Raw genomic sequence first — 24,176 nt, forward strand, 5'->3', positions numbered from 1 at the left:
TCCGCCATGAGCGCACCGTCCGTCTTCATCAGAGACCTGCGAGCCCGACTGGACTCCAGGGTCTTGGACTCGAAGCCCGCGCTTGCGGTCCTGGTGCTGCTGCACAGCGCCGTCACCTGCCTGTCGCTGATCAAGGTCGCGACCTTCCAGTCCTACATCCACTTCAGCGGCGAGCGTGTCTGGATCGCGGTCGGCATTGCGGTCGCCTTCTCGGTCGTCTCGCTGCTGTTCGCCGCCGCCCGCTTCAGCTTCGGCTATTTCGCCGCCTTCTATTTCTACACGATGATCCTGGGCTTCCTGTGGATCGACGTCTTCTCGGAATACAGCTATCCGCGATTGCTCGCCGGGTTCTCGGCGGCGCTGTCGCTGGTGTTCTTCCTGCTGCCCGCGCTGTTCGTCAGGGCGCCGTTCCGGCAACTCGTCGTGCTGTCGAATGCGCATTTCGAGCATTTGCTCACGCTGATCCTGGTGATTTCCGTCGCGACCATCGCCGCGGCATCAACCTACAATTTCCGCCTGGTCGCGATCGCGCACATCTACGACTACCGCGACGCGCTCGAATTTCCGGGAGCGGTGCGTTATCTCACGGGCTGGGTTTCGAGCACGCTGCTGCCGTTCGCCTTCGCCTGCTACTGGCTGCTCGGCCATCCCAAGCGCGCCGGCCTGGTGCTGGTCCTGCTCCTGCTGTTCTACCCGATCACACTGACGAAGTTCGCGTTCTTCACGCCGGCCTGGCTGATCGCGCTCGCGGTGCTGTCGCGCTTTCTGGAGGCGAGGACCTCGGTCATCGCATCGATCTTCGTTCCGATGCTGCTCGGCCTCGTCTTGATCGCCCTCACCAGCGCCTCCCTCACCAGCGTCCCCGGCAGATATTTCGACCTCGTCAACATCCGGATGATGGCGACGGCGTCGAGCGCGCTCGACATCTACAACCATTTCTTCGCGAGCCACCCGACGACCTGGTTCTGCCAGATCTCCGTCCTCAAGCCGCTGACGCAGTGCCCCTACCAGGAGCCGCTGGCGGTGGTGATGCAGAACACCTACGGCTTCGGCAATCTGAATGCGTCGCTGTTTGCGACCGAAGGGGTCGCCTCCGTCGGGCTTTATCTCGCGCCCCTGACCGCGCTCGCAGCGGGTCTCGTGCTGGCGGTCGGCAACCGCGCCTCCGCGGGACTTCCGCCCCGCTTCGTGCTGATGTCCTCGGGCGTGCTGCCGCATGTCCTGCTCAACGTGCCGCTCTCGGTCGCCATGCTCACCCACGGCACCGCGCTCCTGTTCCTGCTCTGGTACGTGATGCCCCGCAACCTGTTCGAACCGAAACCGTGACGCCGTGCGCATCCTGATCCTCAATGCCGACTATCCGCGTTTCCTCGCCTGGCTCTACCGGCGCCATCCCGGCCTGGAGAACGAGTCTTACGCGGCACAGATGGCGGCGCGGAACGCCAGCCTGTTCGGGGTTGCCGATTTCTACTCGCGCAATTTTGCAGGGCTCGGGCACGTCGCTGCCGACATCCATGTCAACAATCCCTGGATGCGGGCGGCCTGGGCGCGCGAGCACGGCCTTGTCGTCGCTGAACCATCGCCGCCAGGCACGCCCGCCGCGCGCGATGCCGTTCCCGGCTGGCTGCAACGCGCCGTCGCGCCGTTCAAGCCGGTGCTGCGGCCGCTCGCGCGCAAGGTCGGGCTCAGCCCGCGGCTCGATGCGGAGGCCGAAAAAATCCTGCTGGCGCAGGTCGAGGACTTCAAACCCGATCTCGTCCTCAACCAGGATCTGTTTCACGTCGACACGCGCCTGGCGCGCCGGATCAAGCAGATCGGCCGCCCGATCCTGATCGGCCAGGTCGGCATCTCGCCCTCGCGCGGCGAGGATTGGTCGGTCTACGACCTCATGATCTCGCAGATGGCCGCGGTGGTGGATTTCTTCCGCCAGCACAACGCGCGCGCCGAGGTGGTCCATCTCGCCTTCGAGCCCGGGATCCTCGACGTCCTGCCTGCGCCGCCAGCGCAGAATTTCGACGTCACCTTCGTCGGCGCGGTGTCGGCCGATCACCAGCTCCGCGTCGCGCAGCTCGAGGCGGTGGCGCGGCGCTACGACCTGAAACTGTTCGGCAGCGGCCTGCACTCCCTTCCCGCCTCCTCGCCGCTGCATCGCTGCTACCAGGGCGAGGTCTGGGGCGTGGAGATGTACCAGGCGCTGCGCGCCTCGCGCGTCACGCTCAACTCGCACATCGACATGGCCGGCCGCGAGGCCGGCAACGCGCGGCTGTTCGAAGCGACCGGCGTCGGCGCATTCCTGCTCACCGACTTCAAGGACAATCTGCACACGCTGTTCGAGCCCGCGCGCGAGGTCGCAGCGTGGCGCACCGTCGAGGACTGCCTTGCGCACATCGAGCACTATCTCGGCGACGAGGCGGCGCGCAGGTCCATCGCCATGGCGGGACAGACCAGAACATTTGCCGCTCACACGTTCCACCGGCGCGTCGAAGAAATCCTGGCTTTCGTCGGTTAAATCCCGCTCGCGGGCATACCATTCGTCATATTCGGTCCGCCCTTGACGGTCCCGGCCAAAATGGCCAAAGTGTTCGACGGGACCGCTATCTCACTCTAATTACAGCATTTTTTGTCGAGGCTCAGGATGGACCACGTCGAACATGTTCGATTCGGCGACCAGCTCTACGCGATCATCGTGCGCGCCTCGTTCCGCGAGCCGGGTATCCATTTCTTTTCGACGCCGGAACTGTCGCAGCAGCTCGCCTATATGAGCCATCCGAAGGGCAAGAGCATCGAGCCGCATCGCCACAACAAGGTGACGCGCGAGGTGCACTACACCCAGGAAGTGCTGCTGATCCAGAAGGGCAAGCTCCAGGTCGACTTCTACACCGTCGAGGAAAAATATCTCGAAAGCCGCGTGCTCGGTGCCGGCGACATCATCCTGCTGTGCAGCGGTGCCCACGGCTTCCACGTGCTCGAGCCGCTCGAGATGTTCGAGGTCAAGCAAGGCCCCTATTCCGGCGAGGCCGACAAGACCCGGTTCGCCGAAGTTGCTCCGTCCGAAATCCGGATCAAGGGTCCGGGCCTGTGAGTACGCCGTTCATTCCCGTCAACACGCCGCTGCTCGACGGCAACGAAGCCGACTATCTCGCCGAATGCATCCGCACTGGATGGATCTCTTCGGAGGGACCGTTCATCAAGCGCTTCGAGCAGGCGATGGCCGAGGCCGCGGGACGTCGTCACGGCGTTGCCGTGACCAACGGCTCGGTCGGGCTCGACATCGCCGTCCACGCGCTCGGGCTCGAGCAGGGCTCCGAGGTCATCATCCCGACCTTCACGATCATCAGCTGCGCCAGCGCCATTGTGCGCGCCGGCCTCGTGCCGGTCGGAGTCGACTGCGATGCCGCGACCTGGAACATGACGGCCGCGGGCGTCGAAGCCGCGATCACGCCGCGGACGCGCGCGATCATGCTGGTCCACATCTACGGCCTGCCGGTCGATCTCGATCCGATCCTCGCGCTCGCCCGCAAGCACGATCTGAAGGTGATCGAGGACGCCGCGGAGATGCACGGCCAAACCTATCGCGGCAAACCCTGCGGCGGCTTCGGCGACGTCTCGACCTTCAGCTTCTATCCCAACAAGCATGTCACGACCGGTGAAGGCGGCATGATCCTCACCGACGACGACGCGCTCGCCGACCGCGTGCAGAGCCTGCGCAACCTCTGCTTCCAGCCGCAGCAGCGTTTCGTCCACGAGGAGTTCGGCTGGAACGCGCGCATGACCAACCTGCAAGCCGCGCTCGGCGTTGCCCAGGTCGAGCGCCTGCCGCGCACGGTCGAGATCAAGCGCCGGGTCGGCCGGCTCTATGACGAACATCTCGCGGGCCTCAACAGCATCCGCCGCCCGGTCGCCCGCACCTCCTATGCCGACAACATCTACTGGGTCTACGGCATCGTGCTCGGCGACGACGTGCCGTTCGACGCCAAGGAAGCGATGCGTCGCCTCGGCGAGAAGGGCATCGGGACGCGGCCGTTCTTCTGGTGCATGCACGAGCAGCCGGTGCTGCGCCGGATGGGCCTGATGCGCGACGAAGGCCATCCGAACGCGGAATACATTGCCCGCCGCGGTTTTTACCTGCCGAGCGGGCTTGCCTTGACCGACGACGAGATCGCTCGCTCCGCCCAGGCGCTGAAGGAGATTTTGGCGTGACGGTGTTCGCCGACTACGCGCCCTGGTATGACCTCCTCTATCAGGACAAGGATTACGGCGCGGAGACGGCGTTCGTCGAAACGCGCCTGCGCGACCACGGCGCCTCCCCGGGCAGACTGCTCGATCTCGGCTGTGGCACCGGCTTGCATGCGCTCGTCTTCGCGCGCCAGGGCTGGAGCGTTGCCGGCATCGATCTCAGCCATGAGATGATCGCGAGCGCTAAGGCGCGCGCCGAACAGGCCGGGCTGTCGATTCCGTTCCGGCAGGGCGATGCCTGCGAAGCCGGTCTCGAGCGCGACTTCGATGCGGTGGTGTCGCTGTTTCATGTGGCGAGCTACCAGACCAGCCGCGATGCGCTGGCGGCGATGTTCCGCACCGCTCATGCTGCGCTGAAGCCTGATGGCTTATTCTTCTTCGACTATTGGTATGGCGGCGCAGTGCTGGCCCAGGGCGTGGAGACCCGAGTGAAGGTGATCGAGCAGACGCCACTGCGCCTCACCCGCATCGCGCAATCCGATCATGACGAACAGGCCGCCACCGTCACCGTGAACTACACGCTGTTCTGCGAGGACACCGACCGCGGCACCATCCGGCGCGTCGATGAAGCGCACCGCATGCGCTACTGGTTTCCGTTCGAGATCGACGCGGCGCTGCAGGCGAGCGGCTTTCAGCCCGCAGCTCATGCCGCATGGCTGACGCAGGATGCGCCGAGCACGAAGAGCTGGGCGGCCTACGCGGTTGCGAGAAAGAGCGGCACGCCGTGAGACCGCTGCGGCTCGCCGTGATGCTGGAGCAGGCGCTCGAGGTCGGCGGCGGCTTCCAGCAGCCGCTCAACGATTTGCTCTGGCTGCGCGACTGGGCCGCCAAGTCCGGCAACGAGATCGTGGTGTACTCGCCCTATCCGAAGACGCTGGAGATCCTGAAGGAGTTCGGCGTCGCGGCCCGCCTCCGCAAGTTCGGCGTGCTCGACTATCTCTTCCTGTTCCTGAAATATTGCGGGCCGTTCGATCTCGTCCAGATCGCCCTTAGGCTGAAATCGCCGTTCGAACGCGCCCTGATCCGCGACGGCATCGACGTCGTGCACTTCACCTCGACCTCGAAGCGGCACCTTCTGCTCTACGAGCTGCCCTTCGTCATCACCATCTTCGACGGCTGCCATCGCGACGCGCCGGAGTTTCCTGAGGTCCGCAACTTCGGCGAATTCGAGCGCCGCGAGATCCTGTTCGGTCTTGCCAGCACCAAGGCGGCGGTGGTGATCGTCAACGCGCCCGAGTTGATCGACGATCTCTGCCGCCGCTACGCCATGGAACGGGACCGCGCGGTCTGCATCCCGTTCTCGCCCTCGGCCTATGTCGGCCAATCCGCGCCCGCCGCCGATGACGCGGCGGTGCTGGCAAAGTACCGCCTCGAGCCCGGCTATCTGTTCTATCCGGCGCAGTTCTGGCCGCACAAGAACCACATCACGCTGCTCGCAGCCGTCGCGAGCTTGCGCGAGCGCGGCATCACCGAACGGCTGGTGCTATGCGGCTCCGATCGCGGCGGCCGCGACAAGATCGACGCAGCGATCCGCAGCTACGGCCTGTCGGACCAAGTCTCCATCATCGGCTTCGTCGAATCCGCCGAGCTCGGGGCGCTCTATCGCGGCGCCGCAGCGCTGGTGATGCCGAGCTATTTCGGCCCGACCAATCTGCCGCCGCTGGAAGCCTGGGCGGTCGGAACACCGGTGATCTATCCCGAAGCCTTCAAGGCCCAGGCCGGTGATGCCGCGATCCTGTTCGACTACGACGATCCGCGCTCGCTCGCGGACGCGATCATTGCCCTCCGCACCGACGGGACGCGCGAGCGGCTGCGCTCAGCCGGCCATCTCAGACTCGCGCAATTTGCCGAAGAGACCAAGACCGGGCACCAGCAATTTGCCCGCCATTTGGAACGGCTGAAGCATCGGCTCGCGCTGACGCCGCGCTAGTGTCCTGAACCAGAAGTTCGCAACATCTTTGTCTCGATCGATAAACCAGACTCGGGACACTAGCTAGATCGGCTCGAAGGTCTCCGAGCTACAATTGTCCTCGGCCTCGGCGCGACGCCGATCGACCACCTTCCCGCCTGTGATGGTCACGATGTAGGTCTGCACGCCCAGCGCTGTGCCGGTCGCGGAGGTGAGCTGTGCGCGGATGCAGGCCGTCCAACCCGGCCCGCGCAACTCTCGGTGCGGCGCGGCCACCTCGACGCCGCGGGGATAAGACGTGGTGAGGAAAACCACATCGAGCTGCTCGTGGACCACCTGCTTCACGTCGGGCGCCGCCTCCGGCGCTGGTTGCCCGGTTTCCTTGGTGCGCATGAACGAGGGCAGCGGGGCATGACTGTCGGCAAAGCCGCAGGCGCCAAGCACGAGCGCAACGGCGACGGCCGCCGCGCGAGCCGCAATTCGCAACGCGGCCCTAGCCATACCTGCGCGCGATGACGATAAAGCGGTCGGGCTCCGCCTTCAGGCGGCGGAGCAGGTCGTCCGGAGGATTGACCGGCACGGGCACGCCGACGTAAGGGCGATCCGCCATTCCGACGATCGGCGCCGTTTCAGGCAGCGCGAACGCCTGCCTCCGGTCGGCCGGCACGAAGACCAACACGCTCATGTCGGAACGTGGCCGGATCACCTCGGTGCGCCGGCGCAACCAGGCGTTCGTTTCGTGGTCGTAGAGACCGCTATATCGCAGGGCGCGCTCCAGCCAGGTAGCATCTGGCCGCTCGCCTCGGTCCGGCGGAATGTAGACCGTAGCGCCCTCAAGCTCAGGCGGCACGCTGGTGAACCAAAGCTCCCGGCGCGTCTGGCCGAACGGCTTGAGGCCTTCGCCTAGAACGCCGATCCGGCTCCACTCGATCCGGCCGAGATTCGGGACGACATAGGACACTCGGCTTGCGATGGTCCGGTAGTCGGCGGCTTGCGCGTAGACCAGCTCACGCGCATGGGGGGAAACGACGTGGCCCGTGGCGTTATCCTTGACCAGCAGCCGCCCGAACGCGTCCTGGATCTGTTGCTGATTGCCCGTCTGATAGGGTGTCAGGATCTGGCGGCTCTCCTTGAAGTAGCCGGCATATATTACGTTCGTCAGGGCCGGAATCTCGGCCTGCGCCACACCGCGCGCGAGCAAGACCACGACGCATAAAGTAGCCAGGCCGCGAGCGGCCAGTCCGCCCCTCTGATGGATCAGCGCAAGCATAAGACCGAAGTGGGCGAGCACCAGCGGCTCCGTGAAGATCGCGTCCTGATGGATGATCATGCGGTCGAACCAGAGGATCGAAACCACGTCGAAGAGGCCGATGAGCGCAAGCACTCCAACCTCGCGAAGCGAGGCGAGGCGCGGTGACCAGAAGCCCAACACCGCGAACAGCAGAACCGGCGGCAACAGCAACGCAGGCGAGCTGACAACCTGCTCCCAAAATCCGGCGTAGCCGGGCGCGAGCGCGGGATCGATGACGCCGAGAAAACATACCTTTGCAAGTGCCGCAACGAAGCGAATTCCGCTCTCCGGACTCATCATGACAAACCAGAGTGCCAGAAAGGACAGCGTGAACCCCAACGCCATCAGATTGGCGAACGAGAAGAAGCGATAGAGCACGGAGCGCTCGGGCAGGATCCTCGTCACGATTCCCGGCCCGGCAATCGCCGCAAAAGCAGCAGCGCAAAGCAGGTAGTTGTGGAACGAAACCCGAGTGTGGATGAACGTTGAAGGCATCGGCAGCAGCGCCAACATCAGCAACAGGACATAGACCGCCACCGCGACGACAGAAACACTCCTGTTGAAGCGGCGCGAGACATCGAAGGAACGAGTGAAGGCCTGATCACGCCGCACCAGCATGAAGAGGACCAGAGCGGGCGCGAGAGCGATTGTCGGCACGATCGTGAGCTTTGACGTGAAGGCGAAGCCAGCGGCTATGCCCGCGGCCGCGGCGAGCGCAATCGCAGTGTGCCCGCGCTGTCTTACAGCCGATACGGCGAAAGCGGCAGCCACGGCCGCGTAGAAGAGCGCAAAGCTGTCGGTCCGGAAGATCAGCGTATGGAAGGCGAGCGCGCGCGAGACTGCGATACAAAGGAAGATCGGCACAACGATCCATGGGCCTGCACCGGCAGCCCAGGCGACAGCCAGCGCCAACAACAAGGAACTCCCGACGGCAAGGAACGGCAGATGCGCCCTCAGGAAATCGATCAGTTCCGCCGTGCCGAGGAGAGGGTTTGCCCAGATGTCGACGAATCGAAAGTCGCGCAGATGCACGAAATCCAACAGATAGCCTATCCTGTGGGTGAGCGTCAGCAGCACGTACATGCCGGCCGTCGGATGCGTGATGTGATCCGGGAGCACGCCCCCCCTGATCAGCAGCACGTCGAGCGCCGTCAGCTCATCCATGTCGTCGAGCGCGTAATACGGATAACGCGCATTGTGGCCCTGGAACAGCGCCAGGCTGATGAACGCCAGCAGGACGATGACGAGCCAAGCCGGCCACCTCCCGCGGAAAGTCGATTGTTCCTGTCCCATGCAATCATTAGTTGGAGCGAAGTACATTCTGTCAAGATAGCCGAATGATCCCTCTTCCGAATCGAAAAGGCCGCAGTCTCTGTCGCTGTTTGCCTCCATTCTCCGCACAGCTACACGAATCTATGATTGCGAACTTGTGACTCGGGACCCTAGGCCGGAATCAACCACCGCAAACGCTCGCGCCGCGCCCTGCTCAGCAGCGGACTCGTCAGCACACCGACCGCGGCCAGCCAGATCGTGCACTCCACGATGAAGTGGACGAGCCCGCTCCCCGGCACGAGCGCGACAATCGCCTGCCCGATCAGCCAGCCCGACATCACGATGACGACGGCCATCAACATCAGAAATGCGACATGCCAAAGCGGCTGACGCAGGGTCTGCCGCATGATCATCAGTGCGAGCAGGCCGAACTGGACGAAGATGTCGCTCGCGACCACGGCGAGCGCGGCGCCAAGCGGTCCGAACTGCGGGATCAGGACGAAGGACAGAACCAGGAAGACGATGAGCTGAAGTCCCTTGGTGCGGATCAGGAGGTCGCCGCGATTGCTGTGGTTGGCAAAGCCCAGCGCCAGCAGCGACGGCGCCACCGCCGCAGAGCCGAGCAGCAACGTCACCGTAAGCGGCACATCGTAGGGGATGCTGCCATGGGTCCACAGCGCGAAGAAGTCCGGCCAGAACGGCAGCAGGCCCGCGACGATCAGGCAGGCGAGGCCGGTGACGAACACCGAGCCATGGGCGTAGAGCCGGCGCAGCCGCTCCTTGTCGCCGATCGCATGATCATGGCCGAGCTCGGCGGCGATCGGGAGCGTGACCTGGAGGCAGAGGCCGCGCACCAGGCTCGCGATCACGCGCGTCAGGCCCCATTGCGCCACTGCGACGCGGTTGGGGACCAGCGCCGAGACCAGCAGCACCGGCACGTTGACCAGCGCAAGCTCGGTGACGTTGGCGACCGCGAAGGGCAGCGCACGACCGAACTGTCCGGCGCTCCAGCGCAGCGAAGGCATTGCGGATGGCGGTCTGCCGGCACGGCGCAGGAACGGAAACATCCGCGGCGCGTCGAACGCGGCAAGGAAGATCGTGAACAGGAGCTGCATCGACACGAAGGCGATCGCTACTGCAAGCAGGCTGCCGAACATCGCCAGCGTGGCAAGCTGCGCAATCTGTCCGAGCAGCAGCGCGCCGTTTTGCAGCCAGACCGTCCGGCCGTATTGCCCACGCACGCGATAGAGGCCGGAAGCGAGGTTGGCGGGCAAGGTCAGCACCATGCCCAGCGTCATCACCAGCATGGCGGCATCGAAGGTCGGTGCAGCGCCAAAGCCGAGGACCGTTGACGGCGGCGCAAAGTATATCGCCGCGCACAGGAGAACACCCAGCACCGCGATGACGGCGAGATAGATCCGCAGCATGGCCGCATAGAAATTCGCCGTGCGCCCGTCGCAGTCGACGCAAGCCTTGAACGCGAGGAAGCGGTTGATCGCACGAAGCTGCAATCCGGCGTCGGCCACGACGACGAGACTGCCGGCCGCATAGATCGCAAGCCACGCCGCCAGCAGATCGCCGGTCCAGACATGCAGGAAGGCGGGGATGAGAAGCAGTTGCTGGGTCAGCCCCAGCACCATCTGGACCAGGTTTGCCGACCAGCCCCGCAGCAGCCGGCGGCCGCGGCCGGCGCCACCGAGGCCACTCGAACTGCCGGCCTCGCCGGGCGCGTCAATTTGCGTGTCGGACAAGCCGCATCCTTCCCGGCAAGCGATCGGCCCAGCGCGCCAGCGCCAGTTGATTCCCGCAACGAAAGCCGCCAATTTGACGCGATCGGATTGGGGCGTTGAAGGCGCGTCTTAAGGCGGTTAGACAGCTTAGGCAATGGCATCCGAAATCATCCCCTTCAACCGGCCCCATGTCACGGGCGGCGAGCAGGCCAATATCGAGCAGGCTCTGAAGAGCCATCACTTGTCCGGCGACGGGGCCTTCACCCGGCGCTGCCACCAATGGCTCGAACAGCGCACCGGCTGCGCCAAGGCGCTGCTCACGCATTCCTGCACCTCGGCGCTCGACCTCGCCGCGATCCTGCTCGACCTCAAAAGCGGCGACGAGGTCATCATGCCCTCGTTCACCTTCGTCTCGACGGCGAATGCCTTCGTGCTGCGCGGCGCCGTTCCTGTTTTCGTCGACATCCGCGAGGACACGCTCAACCTCGACGAACGCCAGATCGAGGCTGCCATCACCTCGCGCACCCGCGCGATCGCGCCGGTGCATTATGCCGGCGTCGCCTGCGAGATGGATCCGATCGGGACAATCGCGAAACGTCACGACCTTCGCATCGTCGAGGATGCGGCGCAGGGCATCATGGCGAGCTACAAGGGCACGCCGCTCGGCGCCATCGGCGATCTCGGCAGCTTCAGCTTCCACGAGACCAAGAACATTCAGTCGGGCGAAGGCGGCGCGCTGCTGGTGAACGATCCCGCGCTCGCCTTGCGCGCCGAGATCATCCGCGAAAAGGGCACCGATCGCGGCCGCTTCTTCCGCGGCGAGGTCGACAAATACACCTGGCAGGACGTCGGCTCGTCGCTGCTGCCGAGCGATCTGACCGCAGCCTTCCTGTGGGCCCAGCTCGAGGACGCCGGGCGCATCACGAGCGAGCGGCTTGCGATCTGGGACCGGTACCACGCCATGCTGGCGCCGCTCGAGCAGCGCGGATTGCTGCGTCGTCCGGTCGTACCCGGCCATTGCACGCATAATGGCCATCTCTATTACGTGCTGCTGCCGCCGGGCACGAGTCGCGGTGCGGTGCTCGGCAAGCTGCGGGAGGCGGAGATCCGGGCCGTCTTCCACTACGTGCCGCTGCATTCCGCACCGGCCGGGATACGGTTCGGACGTGCGCATGGCGATCTGCAGCGCACCACCGATCTGTCCGAGCGCCTGATCAGGCTGCCGTTCTGGATCGGCCTGCAAGAGGCGCAGCAGCAGCGCGTCTGCGAAACGCTCGGCGCGATTCTCGGGCGTTAAAAGCTCTTGCTCAGAGTCCGTCCGACTCGCCGTTCTTCGGCGTCGAGCGCGGCACGAAGGGCGCGAACGACGTGTCCGTCGTGGTCGGCATGGTCAGCTTGCCGCCGGCATCGGGCGGGCCGGCCGCAACCGCGGGTGCGCCGGCGGGCGGAGCGGCGGGCGTTCCGTCCGGCCGTTGCAGCGCCAACACCTCGCTGCGATCGCCCTGCTTGAGCGTCACCTCGCGCGGCTGAACCTCGGTCAGCGACCAGCCGCCGAGCGATTCGCCCTGGCGCAGGCGCACGACCTTCTGATCGGTGCGGTTCACGAAGATCGCGATGGCCTCGCCCTCGCCGACCACGGCCCCGACCAGCAGCAGCGGCGGCGGCGCCTCGACCGCCTTGGGCGGCGCCGGCACATTCACCTCTTCGACCGGAGACGCGGCCACCGCGCGCGGCGGCGGCCGGCGCATCGCCGAGAAGATCGGGCGCTCCTGGGTCACGGTCAGCGCCGAGAGCGGCACCGACCACAGCGGATTGCCGCGGGGGATCGGCTTGCTCGCAGCCTGCGCCGGCCGCGCGATCGGCCTCACTGCACCGACATCGACGCTTTCGGCGGCGCTCGGCGCGGCATCGTCGGACAGGATGTCCATGCGCGACGAGGTGGCCGCCGAGGTCTCGGCAATCCCCGCTACCGCGCACAGCACGGCCAATCCAGTCGCTCTCAGCCAGCCGGACATCGAACTTCCCTTGCAGCCGCCAGCATGCGGCAAACCCGCAGCAAGCTAATTCCGATGCGGCCGACCATCAAGCCGCGTCGAAAAGCGCCATGCCATCCGGCGGATGTTGCAACGCATGAAAATGTTGCCCAACGGCCACGATCATTGAAATTGCACGCGGAACCGCCGGGAACCCGGCGCAAATGGACGTCCGTTCATTGCGAGGCGCTGCGGCGCCGTGAGACTATGGCACGGGGCCGGGCTTTGCCACGCGCTTGAGTTGCATGTTTGCGATGATTTCATTTCCGATTTGAGAACACTGATGGCCGGACCGATGATGGCGCGTGAGAGGATCGCAAGCAGGCTGGGGTCCCTCCTCCGTCACTCGCTGGCGACTTTGCTCGCAACGACCGCGCTCGGAATCGTCGCCGCCCACGCCGTCGACGGCACCTGGACCGGCGCCTCGTCCACCGAATGGACGGATGGCACGAACTGGACATCGACTCCCGACGTGCCTGACGGCACCGCCACCTTCACCAACACCGGCCCTGCCACGGTCGACAGCAACGGTTTCGTCAACATCGGCGCCGTCGTGTTCACGGCCGCCCCCGATGCACAACCCTATACCGTCAACACCTACGACATCTTCGTGGTGAACGGCGCCGGCATCTCGAACAATTCGACCAACGTGCAGACGTTCAACGTCAACTCCAGCATGGTGTTCACCAATTCGAGCAGCGCCAGCGCCGGCAGCAATGTCGTGACGTACAATGTCAGCGGCGGCGGGATGAGCTTCGCCGACACCTCGACCGCCGGCACGGCCGCCATCACCAACAACGGTGTCGTCGAGTTCAACGGCAGCAGCAATGCGGGCACCGCCACGATCACCAACAACATCGTGTTGAACTTCAACGACACGAGCTCGGCGAACGGGTCCAGCATCACGAACAGCGCGACCGGCTTCGTGGCCTTCAACGCCTCGTCCACCGCGGGCACGTCGACGATCTCCAACAGCGGCTCGCTGACCTTCGTCAACTCCGCCACCGCCGGCAGCGCCACCATCACCACCGAGAATTTCGCCACCACGAGCTTCACCGGCACGTCGACCGGCGGCAATGCCCGCTTCATCACCAATGCCGGCGGCACCTTCGACATGTCCGGTCTCACCAGCACCGGGATGACCGCGGGCTCGATCGAAGGCGCCGGCGACTATGTGCTCGGCGCCAAGACGCTGACCACCGGCAGCAACAACCTCTCGACCCAGGTCGACGGCGCGATCTCCGGCGCCGGCGGCGGATTGACCAAGGTCGGCACCGGCACGCTGACGCTCACCGGCGGCAACACCTACACCGGCGCGACGACCGTCTCGGGCGGAACGCTGACGCTGTCGGGTTTCGGCATCCTCTCGGGCTCCAGCCTCGTCACCGTGAACGCGACGCTCGACATTTCCGCGATCACGCCCTCGTTTGCCGCCATCACGACGCTCGCCGGCAGTTCGAGCGGCGTCGTGAATCTCGGCAGCAAGTCGCTCTTCATCACCGCCGGCTCGACCGAGTTTGCGGGCGTCATTCAGGGCAGCGGTGGACTGGAAATCGGCGGCGGCATCCAGACGCTCACGGGCGTCAACACCTACACGAATGCGACCCAGATCGACGGCGGCGCCACGCTGGCCCTGAAAGGCGGCGGCTCGATCGCGAGCTCGCTCTATGTTGCGCTCGCCGGCGCCGGCGCCACGTTCGATATTTCCCAGACCACGTCCGGCGCCTCGGTTGGCGGGCTGTTCTCCTTGAGCACGGTCGGCACCGTCTCGCTCGGGTCGAAGACGCTGACGATCACCACCGGCAGCTTCTTCGGCGGCGTGATCCAGGACGGCGGCATCGCCGGCGGCACCGGGGGCAACCTTGCGATCGCAAGCGGCGCCACGCAGCAGCTCTACGGCACCAACACCTATACCGGCACCACGACCATCGCGAGCGGCGGCGAGCTGGACCTGATCAATTTCGGCGGCAGCGACGGCAGCATCGCGACCTCGAGCAATGTCGTCGCCAACGGCATCTTCGACATCCAGGGCTTGAGCGGCGGCACCTCGATCAAGTCGCTCTCGGGCTCGGGCAACGTCAATCTCGGCGCCAACACGCTGACGATCACCGCCGGCAATAACACTTTCGCGGGCGTGATCGACGATGGCGGCGCGGGCGGCGGCCTCACGGTCGCCGGCGGCACCCAGACACTGACCGGCGCCAACACCTATGTTGGCGCCACCACCATCAACGGCGGCACGCTGGTGGTGGACGGCTCGATCGTCAGCGCCTCCACCGTCAATGCCGGCGGCACGCTCGCCGGCAGCGGCACGGTCGGCAGCGTCGCGGTGACCGGCGGCACGCTGGCGCCGGGCAGCACGGCAACCCCGTTCGGCCCGCTGACGGTGAACGGGCCCCTGAGCTTCACCGCGGCCTCGACGTATCTGGTGCAGGTGTCCTCGACCAATGCCAGCCTCACCAATGTCACCGGCGCGGCCACGCTCGGCAATGCGACGGTGAGCGCGAACTTCACCTCGGGCACGCTCAAGAAGCAGTACACCATCCTGTCGGCGGCCGGGGGCCTCGCCGGCACCAGCTTCAACGCGGCCGTCGTCTCCAACATGCCGACAATCTCCGCGACGCTGAGCTACGACCCCAACAACGTCTTCCTCAACGTCAACGTCGATTTCGCGCAGGCCGGCGGCCTCAACGTCAACCAGCGGAACGTCGCCAACACGCTGACCAATTTCTTCAACGCCACCGGCAGCATTCCCGCAGCCTTCGCCGCGCTGACGCCGGCGGGGCTGACGACCGCCTCAGGCGAGCTCGGCACCGGCATCATCCAGTCCGCCATCAACGCCGACGGCCAGTTCCTCAACCTGATGCTCGACCCGACCGTGATCGGCCGCTCGGGCGGCTTCGCCAAGGCCGGCAGCGTCGCGCAATTCGCCGACAGTGACGACATGTCGGCCTACGCCAAGATGCGCCCCGCCAATGCGCGCGAGCGCGAGGCCTATGCGATGGCGAACAAGGCGCCGCTGCTGTCCTCGCAGCCGAGCAGCCGCTGGAGCGTCTGGGCCGCCGGCTATGGCGGCTCGGCGCAAATCGGCGGCAATGCGCCGGTCGGCTCGCAGGATTTGACCGCGCGGGTCTGGGGCGGCGCGGCCGGCGCCGACTACCGGCTTTCGGTGGACACGCTGGTCGGCTTCGCGCTCGGCGGCGGCGGACTGAACTACTCGCTCGCCAACGCAATGGGCTCGGGCTCGGCCGATTTGTTCCAGGCCGGTGTCTATGGCCGGCACAATTTCGGACCGGCCTACATCTCGGCCGCGCTCGCCTATGGCTGGCACGACGTCACCACCAACCGCACCGTGGCGCTCGCGGGCACCGACCAGGTCCAGGGTCGCTTCAAGGCCGACACCTTCTCGGCCCGCTTCGAAGGCGGCTATCGCTTCGCAACGCCGCTGGTCGGCATCACGCCCTATGCGGCGGCGCAGGTGACGAACTTCAACCTGCCGAACTATTCCGAAGTCAGCCTCAATGGCGGCGGTCTGTTCGCGCTGAACTATGCTTCGCAGTCGCTGACCGACACCCGCTCCGAGCTGGGCTTCCGCACCGACAAGTCCTACGCGATGCAGAACGGCGTGCTGACGCTGCGCGGCCGCGCCGCCTGGGCGCACGACTACAATCCGAGCCGCGCGGTCACCGCGCTGTTCCAGACCCTGCCCGGCACCAGCTTCGTCGTGAACGGCGCCAGGGTCGACGCCGACTCCGCGCTTCTCAGCGCCAGCGCCGAGATGAAATGGCTGAGCGGCTTCTCGATCGCCGGCACTTTCGACGGCGAGTTCTCCGGCAACGTCACCAGCTATTCGGGCAAGGGCGTGTTCAAGTACAGCTGGTGAGTGCTGCGGATCGCATTACTTCCCCGCCTGCCACTGGCCGGAGACGCCCAAAATCACCCTGACGCGGCCGGTGGCGGCCTCGTTCAGTGCGGTCGCCTGCGGCACCTGGACGTCGAGCTGATCGACGAACAGGAACGGCATGCCGGCTTCGAGATCGTAGAGCACCTTCTGGAGCGCGGGCTGGTCGAGTTCGCAGCTCACGACGAGGCCGACGAAGCCGTCCTTCACCTGCGCGCCTGAGACGTCGACCTGCGAGGACTGCACCGAGCCGCCGACATTGCCGACGGCGGCGGCAACCCGCTGCAGCAGATTGGCGCCCGCGACCGTCACCGTCGGCCCTTCCAGGAACGGCGTGCCGGGATGCTCGGCCATTGCGGCTGCCGCATTCTTGGCGCCGCCCTTGCGGCCACGCAGCTGGTCGAGCAGGTCGGAGGTCTGCGCCAGCGCCTGGCGGTGGGCAATGACATCGGCGATCGACAGGCCCGCCATCAGCAACAGCCCGCCTGTCACCGCGACGTAGAGCGTGACCGCGATCAGCGGCGAGCCGGCGAGCGCCCGGCTGACCGCATTTCCGCTTCCGATCCCTGCGCCGCTCATGCCACTGCTCATGGCGCATTCCTCGGCTCGATCTGCGCCTCGATGTGGAAGCGCTCGCCGGGATCGGAGGAGCTCCGCGTCGTCGGCGCATAGAAGGTCGCGCGGGTGAAATGCTGCGACTGCTCGATCAGGGGGATCAGCGAGGGCGCATCGCGCGTGATGCCGCCGATCTGGATCTTGTTGCCGGAAAGATGCAGCTCGGTGACATAGGTGTGATCAGGCAATATCCGGCTGAGCGATTCCAGCACGATCACGCTCGCTGCGGTCTCGTATTTGCGGCGCTCGAGCAGCGCGAGCGGCGAGCGCTCGCCGCCGTCGCCGCCGCGAAGCGCGGCACGGCGCTGGGTGATCTGGCGGTCCAGCTCGCTCTCCTGCGCGCTGAGGCTGTCGGCGAGATAGCCGGCGGCGACCGATCCGATCACCGCGGCGACCGCGACGAGGACCAGCACAGCTTGCAACATCCGGCTTAGCCGCGCGGGATCGACAGCGCCGCGCGACTTCTGCTCGAACACCTTGATATGCGCGCCGGCGGGCCCATCGGTCGCGATCGCGATCGCGGAGGGGTGGAAGCCGGACAGCGCCTCGACATAGCCCATCGCCAGCTTGCGCGGCGCCGCCGCGATCTCAGTCGTGATGCTCTCGCGGCCCTGCGCCAACGGACGGCTGCAGCCGAACACGGCCTCGCTCGCGCTCCAGGGCGTCAGCCGGTCGATCTGCGCCCGCACGATGCCGTCGAGGAAGTCCGCCGCGCGGGCCGGCAGCTCCAGCGGACGGAACAGGAAGCGCTGCGGCCGCAGCACGATCTCGACGCGGCTGCCGCGGACGATCTGCGCGAGATTGGGACTGGCGAACTTGCCGTCCTCGAACGCGATCTCCTTCGGGACGTTCTCCGACTTCGCGACCTCCAGCGCGAACGCGCCGGTCTCGCCTTCGACCAGCCGCACCACGCGCGGCGACACCATCCGCTCCAGGGTGGCCACGAGCGTGCCGGCCACGGTGCCGGTCCAGGCATCGACGATGGCGCGAAGGGAATTGAGCGAACTCATCTCACAGAGGCTTTCCGGCGGAGCCGTCGAAGGCGTTGTGCCACGACAATACACGATAGGGCTCATCGCCGCTTTCGAGAAGCAGGATGACGATCTCGGCCGAGCTCTGCCGGCGCGACGGCGCCTCGACGGCCACCGTGAGGCGGTAGGCCCTCGAGCCCTCGACGGTCGCGTTGGTGCCGCCGGCCAGAGTGATCAGGGAGCGCGGATCGATGTTGGGATCGGTGCGGTCGCGCAGCAGCTGTTGCAGCGTCTGCGGCGTCATGCCGGGCAGCGCCGCCACCACCTGCGGCGCAGCGTCGAGCACGTTCACCGCCCGCATGTTGCTGAACACGGTGACGAAAGGCAGCACGCGCTCGACCACGGCGGGCGGAATGCCGCGCACCAGCCAGAGCTCGTCGCTGTGCGGAAACGGCGCATGGCGCGGCAGATAGGACGCACCAAGCGTGCGGTAGTAGGAATCCTCCGGATTGTCCTGGCCGGGCTCCATCGACGAGCGCCAGGCGAGGATCCGGTCGGCGTAGACAGGTGCATTGTCCGCGGAAACGCCCAGCGCCGTCATCAGGCCCGCGAGGACCGCCTTCGGCGCCATGTTGAGATCGACGCGCGCGGCCTCCGAACGGAACGTCACGCTCACCCGGCCGGCCCCGACACGGGCGTTGAAGGTGCCGCTGGTCGGGCGCACGGCCTCGTTCTGCGCCGTCAGCCGGTAGGCTGCAAGCTCGAGCCCGGCATTCACCAGCGCATCGGCCTGCAACCGGTCGGAATTGACGGCGACCGTGACCGCGGTGTTGGTGACATAGGTCAGGTAGATCAGCGCGAGCGCGGCCAGCGCCGCCAGCATCCAGAGCACCGCGACGACGATGAAGCCGCGGCGATCGCGAAGCGCGCCGATCTCGTGCCTCACGCCGCTCAAAGCTGCTGCTCCTCTTTCTCCGCCTGTTGCGGCCGGCCGCGCGCCGCCACGCAGGTCGCCGCGTTCTTGGCGCGCGCGCATTCGGCCGGCGCATTGATATGCGGAACCGCCGCGGCCGAGACCGCCAGCACCTGGCCGCTGGCGCCGTCCCGCACGGTGATGCGGATACGGTCCGGCAGTTGCGGCTGGCCGCGCCAGACCGGCTGCCACTGACCATCAGGCCCGGCATAGGAAAAGCTGACGCGGAACGGCGCGCGGATCAGCACGACCTGATCGACGAAGCGGATCTGCCCGTCGGTCGGCATCGGCTGGAACGGCGCGCGCTCGCGCACCAGCGCCAGCCCCTGCGCATCGGCCTTCTCGATCAGGCGGATGAATTCGAGCCCCGGACGCGCACTCGGGCCGAGCGCGGTGCGCAGGAAGGTCACCGACAATTCGGCGCCGTCGAACAGCGGCGCCCTCGCGTCGCCGTTCACCGTCATCTGCTCGGCGACCGAGAGGTCGGCGACGATGCGGTCGAGGCCGGTGGCGAGGCGCTCGGCGCGCTGCACCCGGGCGATGCCGCGATTCCAGTTCGGCAGCCATTGCGCCGTCACCGTCGCCAGCGCCGCCAGGATCACGGTCATCAGCAACGTCGCCAGCAGCACTTCGAGCAAAGTGAAGCCGGCCTCATCGGCGAGCGCGCGGCGCAGGCGGTTGATCGCCAAACCCTTCATCGCGTGCCCCGCGGCACCAGCTTCACGGTCGTGACCTGGATCGCGCTGCCGTCGGCGCGCTGCAGGCGCAGATTAACGGCCATCGGCACGAAACGATCGGTGGCGGGATCGCCGCCGGCCACGTTCATCGGCGCGACATCGACGCGCCAGCGGCTGCCGGCGAGCTCGCCGCTCTGCCGGCCGGGCTTCAGCAGTCCGCGCGCGGGCAGGTCCGCCAGCAGCCGCTCGGCCGTGCCCGAGAGCGCCAGATGCTGGTCGATCGAGCGCGTGCCTTTCGCCGTGGTGGCGATCACCGAGCCGATCGTGCCGAGCATGACCGCGATGATCGCGAGCGCGACCAGCGCCTCGATCAGGGTGAAGCCGGCGGCGTCAGAGCAGCTTCTGCGGGACAATCTCGACGCCTCCGGTCAGCCAGTTGACGCGCACCTCGTAGCCCATGCCGGGCCGCGCCAGTGCGATCGTACCGCCGCACGACATGCCCGACGGAAAGAAATCGATCGACCGCCCGGTCGCGCGATCGGCGCAGCGCGAGGCCAGCGTCGCCTGCACGACCACATCGCCCGGCAGGCGGATGGTCCGCCCGGTGACGCCGGAGCGGATCGCGCGCGCCTCCGCGTCCACCTGCGTCACCACCCGCACCTGCCGGCGCAACGCCGCGTTGCGGTCGGCCTTGAGCAGCGCCGCGGTCTCGACCGCGTAGCTCTCCAGCCTGGCACGCGTCGTCGAGCGCGGAATCGCCGGCAGGATGATCGCTACCAGCAGGCCGATGATCGCGAGCACGCACAGGATCTCGATCAGCGCGAATCCGCGTGCGTCGCGAAGACCTTCAGCGCGCGTTGCTGACGATGTCGGCTGCCGTTCCACTGCCGCCTTCCTGACCGTCCGATCCGAGCGAGATGATCTCGTAGGGCGCGCTCGCACCCGGCGATCGATAGACATAGACGTGGCCCCAGGGATCGTTCGGCACCACGCCGCCACGCAAATAAGGCCCGTTCCAGCCGGCCTGATTGTTCGTGCGCGTCAGTCCGACGAGGCCTTCATTGGAGGTCGGATAGCGGCCGACATCGAGATAATAGAGGTCGAGTGCGCTCGAGAAGCTCTCGATCTGGATCTTCGCCGCCTTCGCCTTGGACTCGCTGAGATAGTTCAGCACCCGCGGGCCGACCAGCGCCATGATCATTCCGATGATGGTGATGACGACCAGCATCTCCACCAGGGTGAAGCCGGCCTCCCCTCGCCGCGCGCGCCGCCGGCCGCGCCTTAACGATGGATCTTTGGTCACGTCAAACCCCTCCCGCTTCCCTGTCCTAACCGACAATCTGGCTCACCGACATCAGCGCCGTCATCACCGAAGTGATCAGGCCGCCGACGACGAGCGAGATTGCGATGATCGCCGCAGGCCCGGCGATGCCGACCGCGCGGTCGAGCGTGCGCTGCAATTTGGCTTCGTAGAATTCGGCAACGCGCCCCGAGAGCATCGGCAATTGTCCGGTCTCGTCACCGAGCCTGAGCATGCGCACTGCCATCGGCGGCAGCGCTTCGGTCTCGGCCAGCGCGTCGGACAGTTTCGAACCGTGGCGGACACGGTCGGCAGCATCGCTCCAGACCGCAGACGGGCCGGTCGTCGCCATCATGTCGATCAGGATGCGCAGCGTGGTGGTGAGATTGACGCCGCTGCCGAGCAGCAGGCCGAGATTGCGGCAGAACAGCGCTGTGCGGTACGCGCTCATGATGTTGCGGATCGCCGGCAGCCGCACGATCACATTGGTGATGCCGCGGCGGATACGCTCCTGCCGCAGCACGAGCCATGTCGCGGCGATGACGGCCGCAAGGCCCGCCAGCACCGCATCGGAATTGCCGCGCAGGAAGGTCGAGATGTTGAGGAAGACGCCGACGACCGGATCGACCTTGGCGCCGAAATCCTGCAGCACGCTGGCGAACTGCGGCAGCACGAAGGTGAGGAAGAACAGCAGCACGCAGCCGGCCGCGCCGAGCACGAACAGCGGATAGCGGATCGCGTCCGACAGCCGGCGCCGCAACGCCTCGCTGCGCGCGCGCTCGCCGGCCAGCACCTCCAGCACCTGATCGAGCGATCCGGAGGCCTCGCCGACCCGGACCAGCGCGATATACATCGGCGGAAACAGCCCCTCGTGCCGCGCCAGCGCTTCGGCAAAGCTCTCGCCCGAGATGACGCGCGACCGGATGTCGGCAACGACCGGACGCAGCCGGCCGAAATCGGGATCGGCCGCGAGCAGCTCCAGTCCGTCATTGATGCGGGCGCCGGCGCGCAGCAGCAGCGCGAGATCGCGGGTGAAGATGGTGACGTCTTCCGGCTTCGGCCTGCTGAACAGGCTGAAGACACTGCCCGCCGCGCCGCCCTCTTCCGGGGTGACGTTGTCGACCAGAACGAGGCCAAGCCGCTCGATCCGCTGCGCGACGTCGCCGGGCGCGGGCGCGGCGATGGCCCCGGAGACCAGTTCGCCGTTGGCATTGAGCGCGCGGTAGCGATAATTCGGCATGGGCCTCAACGCAGGATAAGCTTGGGTTGAAACGATTGGCCGCGAAGTCGGTACACCTCTCCCGCAAGCGGGAGAGGTCGCGCCAAAGGCGCGGGTGAGGGTTCTCTCCTCTGGGGGGCTCTCGATCGCGGAGACACCCTCTCCCCAACCCTCCCCCGCAAGCGGGGGAGGGAGCATACCTCCCTCGGAGCTGCGTCTGAACCTAATCTCATCATGATCTAGCGCACCGTCGTGACGCGGAAGACTTCGGGCACGGTGGTCAGACCCGCCCGGCATTTGGCGACCGCGTCCTCCAGCATCGTCGTCATGCCGCCTCGCATCGCGGCGGCATCGATCGAATGGGAGTCGGTCTGCGGGCCGATCAACGTACGCACCTCGTCGGACATCTCTAGGATCTCGAACACGCCGTTACGGCCGCGATAGCCGGTGCCGCCGCAGCGTTCGCAGCCGCCGGCCTCGTGCACGACCTCGCCGCACTTGAAGCCGATCACGGCAAAGCGCGGATCCCTGGCGAGATCGGCCTCGGTGAGCGTGTGCGGCACCTTGCAGCGGTCGCACAGCATGCGCACCAGCCGTTGCGCGACCACTGCCCGCAATGTGGACTTCAGCAGGAAGCCCTCGATGCCGAGATCGATCAGGCGTGGCACGGCGGCCGCCGCGGTCTCGGTGTGCAGTGTCGTCAGCACGAGATGGCCGGTCAGTGCGGCATGGATCGCGATATGCGCCGTCTCGGCGTCGCGGACCTCGCCGACCATGATCACGTCGGGGTCCTGGCGCACGAAGGCGCGCATGGCGGAGGCGAAGGTCAGCCCGATCGACGGCTTGACCTGCGACTGGTTGATGCCGGGGATCTCGTACTCGACGGGGTCTTCGATGGTGAGGATCTTGCGCGTCGGCTCGTTCAGGATCGACAGCATGGTCGCGAGCGTCGTGGTCTTGCCGCTGCCGGTCGGTCCCGTGACGACGATCATGCCGTGCGGCATCGCCAGCAGCCGCGTCATCGCGCTCTCGTCGCGCGTGGCGAGGCCCAGCTTGCTCATCTCCAGCAGGCCGCGGTCGCGCGGCAACAGGCGGATGACGGCGCTCTCGCCATGCTGCGTCGGCATGGTCGCAACGCGGACGTCGATCTCGCTGCGCCCGACCCGCACGCGCGCGGCACCGTCCTGCGGCAGCCGCCGTTCGGCGATGTTGAGGCTGGCGAGAATCTTGATGCGCGAGATCAGCGCTTGCGGCGGGATGCCGTGCGGCGACGGCAGCGCGCGCAACAGGCCATCGACGCGCATGCGCACCGTGAGTCCGGCGCGGAATGGCTCGACGTGAATGTCGCTGGCTCGTAGATCCACCGCACGCTCGAGGAGATCGTTGAGCGCACGCACCACCGGCGCGCCGCTGGCGAGATCGCGCAGGCTCTCGATGTCGTCGTCGGACTGCTGCGCAATGCCCTTGCCGGTTCGATCGGCACTTGCATCATCGGCATCGGCCCGTTGATCGAGGACCGTGGTAATATCCTCATATGACGCCACGACGACATCGACCGGCGCTCCGAACACGATTTCGGCGGCGCGAATGGCGGCCGTGTCAGAGGGGTCGGCGACAGCCAGCCGAAACACGTCATTCGGCTCATAAAAGGGAAAGATGGTGGATTCACGCAGGAAACGGCGCGAAAAACCGTCGAGGCGGGGCGTGGCCGCGAGCAATTGCGGAAGGCTCAGCCGCGGCAAACCAAAATAATCGGAGACTTCATCGGCGAAGTCGGCTGCGGAAAGATCGGTGGCCTCCCACAATTCGCGCAAGGGGCGCGTGAGCGCGGGATTGGCTGACTTGTCCACATGGGCGTGCGCCCGCAGCGGCAAAGAATATTTTTCGAGGAGATGCTGCCGGAAGCTCTCTGCGGAAAGGTCTCGCATCGCACTCACAGCTTGCCTTGTTACCTGAAAGCAACAGCCTCCGCAGTCAACGGAAGGTCCTTTACCCTTGACTTATTTGTTAGCAAAAACATAATCGTGGCGCAAATTATTGCGCGTCCGA

At 66.4% G+C, this 24,176-nt stretch carries 21 protein-coding genes; 8 read left to right on the plus strand and 13 right to left on the minus strand.

Features of this window, described 5'->3' with window-relative positions; genetic code table 11:
* The first annotated feature begins 63 nt into the window (after positions 1-63).
* From I3J27_RS26020 to I3J27_RS26045, 6 genes are all read left to right on the plus strand, one after another.
* Positions 64-1,326: a hypothetical protein gene (locus tag I3J27_RS26020; protein WP_270161747.1), complete on the plus strand. Its 1,263-nt coding sequence runs from the start codon at positions 64-66 to the stop codon at positions 1,324-1,326.
* 4 nt (positions 1,327-1,330) lie between these two features.
* The gene (locus I3J27_RS26025) at positions 1,331-2,509 is read left to right on the plus strand and encodes a CgeB family protein (RefSeq protein ID WP_270161748.1); all 1,179 of its coding nucleotides are present in this window, start codon (positions 1,331-1,333) and stop codon (positions 2,507-2,509) included.
* Positions 2,510-2,635: 126 nt separating this feature from the next.
* Entirely contained in the window at positions 2,636-3,082 is a 447-nt protein-coding gene (locus tag I3J27_RS26030) for a cupin domain-containing protein (protein WP_270161749.1), read from the plus strand.
* Positions 3,079-4,200 (plus strand): DegT/DnrJ/EryC1/StrS family aminotransferase, encoded by a 1,122-nt coding sequence (locus I3J27_RS26035; protein ID WP_270161750.1) that lies wholly within the window; start codon positions 3,079-3,081, stop codon positions 4,198-4,200. The genes I3J27_RS26030 and I3J27_RS26035 overlap by 4 nt, the downstream gene beginning before the upstream one ends.
* Positions 4,197-4,964 (plus strand): class I SAM-dependent DNA methyltransferase, encoded by a 768-nt coding sequence (locus I3J27_RS26040; protein ID WP_270161751.1) that lies wholly within the window; start codon positions 4,197-4,199, stop codon positions 4,962-4,964. Before I3J27_RS26035 ends, I3J27_RS26040 begins: the two co-directional genes overlap by 4 nt.
* The gene (locus tag I3J27_RS26045) at positions 4,961-6,166 is read left to right on the plus strand and encodes a glycosyltransferase family 4 protein (protein ID WP_270161752.1); all 1,206 of its coding nucleotides are present in this window, start codon (positions 4,961-4,963) and stop codon (positions 6,164-6,166) included. Before I3J27_RS26040 ends, I3J27_RS26045 begins: the two co-directional genes overlap by 4 nt.
* 63 nt (positions 6,167-6,229) lie before the next feature.
* Here I3J27_RS26045 and I3J27_RS26050 read toward each other — a convergent pair whose 3' ends face one another.
* The 3 genes from I3J27_RS26050 to I3J27_RS26060 all read right to left on the minus strand — a co-directional run bounded on the left by I3J27_RS26050 (position 6,230) and on the right by I3J27_RS26060 (position 10,459).
* The gene (locus I3J27_RS26050) at positions 6,230-6,631 is read right to left on the minus strand and encodes a hypothetical protein (protein ID WP_270161753.1); all 402 of its coding nucleotides are present in this window, start codon (positions 6,629-6,631) and stop codon (positions 6,230-6,232) included.
* A gap of 7 nt (positions 6,632-6,638) precedes the next feature.
* A complete protein-coding gene (locus tag I3J27_RS26055) occupies positions 6,639-8,729 on the minus strand; it encodes a hypothetical protein (RefSeq protein ID WP_270161754.1) in 2,091 nt (696 codons plus the stop codon).
* Positions 8,730-8,878: 149 nt separating this feature from the next.
* Positions 8,879-10,459, minus strand: coding sequence for an MATE family efflux transporter (locus tag I3J27_RS26060; RefSeq protein WP_270161755.1), 1,581 nt, complete (start codon positions 10,457-10,459; stop codon positions 8,879-8,881).
* 133 nt (positions 10,460-10,592) lie between these two features.
* Between I3J27_RS26060 and rffA the strand changes: the two genes are divergently transcribed.
* A complete protein-coding gene (gene rffA / locus I3J27_RS26065; RefSeq protein WP_270161756.1) occupies positions 10,593-11,735 on the plus strand; it encodes a dTDP-4-amino-4,6-dideoxygalactose transaminase in 1,143 nt (380 codons plus the stop codon).
* Positions 11,736-11,745: 10 nt separating this feature from the next.
* Here rffA and I3J27_RS26070 read toward each other — a convergent pair whose 3' ends face one another.
* A complete protein-coding gene (locus tag I3J27_RS26070) occupies positions 11,746-12,453 on the minus strand; it encodes a hypothetical protein (protein ID WP_270161757.1) in 708 nt (235 codons plus the stop codon).
* A 301-nt stretch (positions 12,454-12,754) separates the two neighbouring features.
* On the opposite strand from I3J27_RS26070, the gene I3J27_RS26075 reads away from it, so the two are divergent.
* Positions 12,755-16,354, plus strand: a complete 3,600-nt coding sequence (locus I3J27_RS26075; RefSeq protein WP_270161758.1) for an autotransporter outer membrane beta-barrel domain-containing protein — start codon at positions 12,755-12,757, stop codon at positions 16,352-16,354.
* A 15-nt stretch (positions 16,355-16,369) separates the two neighbouring features.
* Here I3J27_RS26075 and gspM read toward each other — a convergent pair whose 3' ends face one another.
* The 9 genes from gspM to I3J27_RS26120 all read right to left on the minus strand — a co-directional run bounded on the left by gspM (position 16,370) and on the right by I3J27_RS26120 (position 24,055).
* Positions 16,370-16,963 (minus strand): type II secretion system protein GspM, encoded by a 594-nt coding sequence (gspM, locus tag I3J27_RS26080; protein WP_270161759.1) that lies wholly within the window; start codon positions 16,961-16,963, stop codon positions 16,370-16,372.
* On the minus strand, positions 16,960-17,997 hold the full coding sequence (locus tag I3J27_RS26085) for a PilN domain-containing protein (RefSeq protein WP_270161760.1): 1,038 nt from the start codon (positions 17,995-17,997) through the stop codon (positions 16,960-16,962). The genes gspM and I3J27_RS26085 overlap by 4 nt, the downstream gene beginning before the upstream one ends.
* Position 17,998: 1 nt before the next feature.
* Positions 17,999-18,904 (minus strand): type II secretion system minor pseudopilin, encoded by a 906-nt coding sequence (locus I3J27_RS26090; protein WP_270172885.1) that lies wholly within the window; start codon positions 18,902-18,904, stop codon positions 17,999-18,001.
* Positions 18,905-18,909: 5 nt separating this feature from the next.
* Positions 18,910-19,629, minus strand: coding sequence for a general secretion pathway protein GspJ (locus I3J27_RS26095; RefSeq protein ID WP_270161761.1), 720 nt, complete (start codon positions 19,627-19,629; stop codon positions 18,910-18,912).
* Entirely contained in the window at positions 19,626-20,021 is a 396-nt protein-coding gene (locus tag I3J27_RS26100) for a PulJ/GspJ family protein (protein WP_270161762.1), read from the minus strand. Before I3J27_RS26100 ends, I3J27_RS26095 begins: the two co-directional genes overlap by 4 nt.
* Positions 19,999-20,493 carry a prepilin-type N-terminal cleavage/methylation domain-containing protein gene (locus I3J27_RS26105; protein ID WP_270161763.1) on the minus strand — a complete coding sequence of 165 codons (495 nt, stop codon included), beginning with the start codon at positions 20,491-20,493 and terminating at the stop codon, positions 19,999-20,001. The genes I3J27_RS26100 and I3J27_RS26105 overlap by 23 nt, the downstream gene beginning before the upstream one ends.
* Positions 20,456-20,911, minus strand: a complete 456-nt coding sequence (gene gspG, locus I3J27_RS26110; protein WP_270161764.1) for a type II secretion system major pseudopilin GspG — start codon at positions 20,909-20,911, stop codon at positions 20,456-20,458. The genes I3J27_RS26105 and gspG overlap by 38 nt, the downstream gene beginning before the upstream one ends.
* Positions 20,912-20,936: 25 nt before the next feature.
* Positions 20,937-22,148 (minus strand): type II secretion system F family protein, encoded by a 1,212-nt coding sequence (locus tag I3J27_RS26115; RefSeq protein ID WP_270161765.1) that lies wholly within the window; start codon positions 22,146-22,148, stop codon positions 20,937-20,939.
* A gap of 218 nt (positions 22,149-22,366) precedes the next feature.
* Positions 22,367-24,055, minus strand: a complete 1,689-nt coding sequence (locus tag I3J27_RS26120) for a GspE/PulE family protein (RefSeq protein WP_370691865.1) — start codon at positions 24,053-24,055, stop codon at positions 22,367-22,369.
* Positions 24,056-24,176 lie beyond the last annotated feature (121 nt).

Source organism: Bradyrhizobium xenonodulans (assembly GCF_027594865.1).
Lineage (GTDB): Bacteria > Pseudomonadota > Alphaproteobacteria > Rhizobiales > Xanthobacteraceae > Bradyrhizobium > Bradyrhizobium xenonodulans.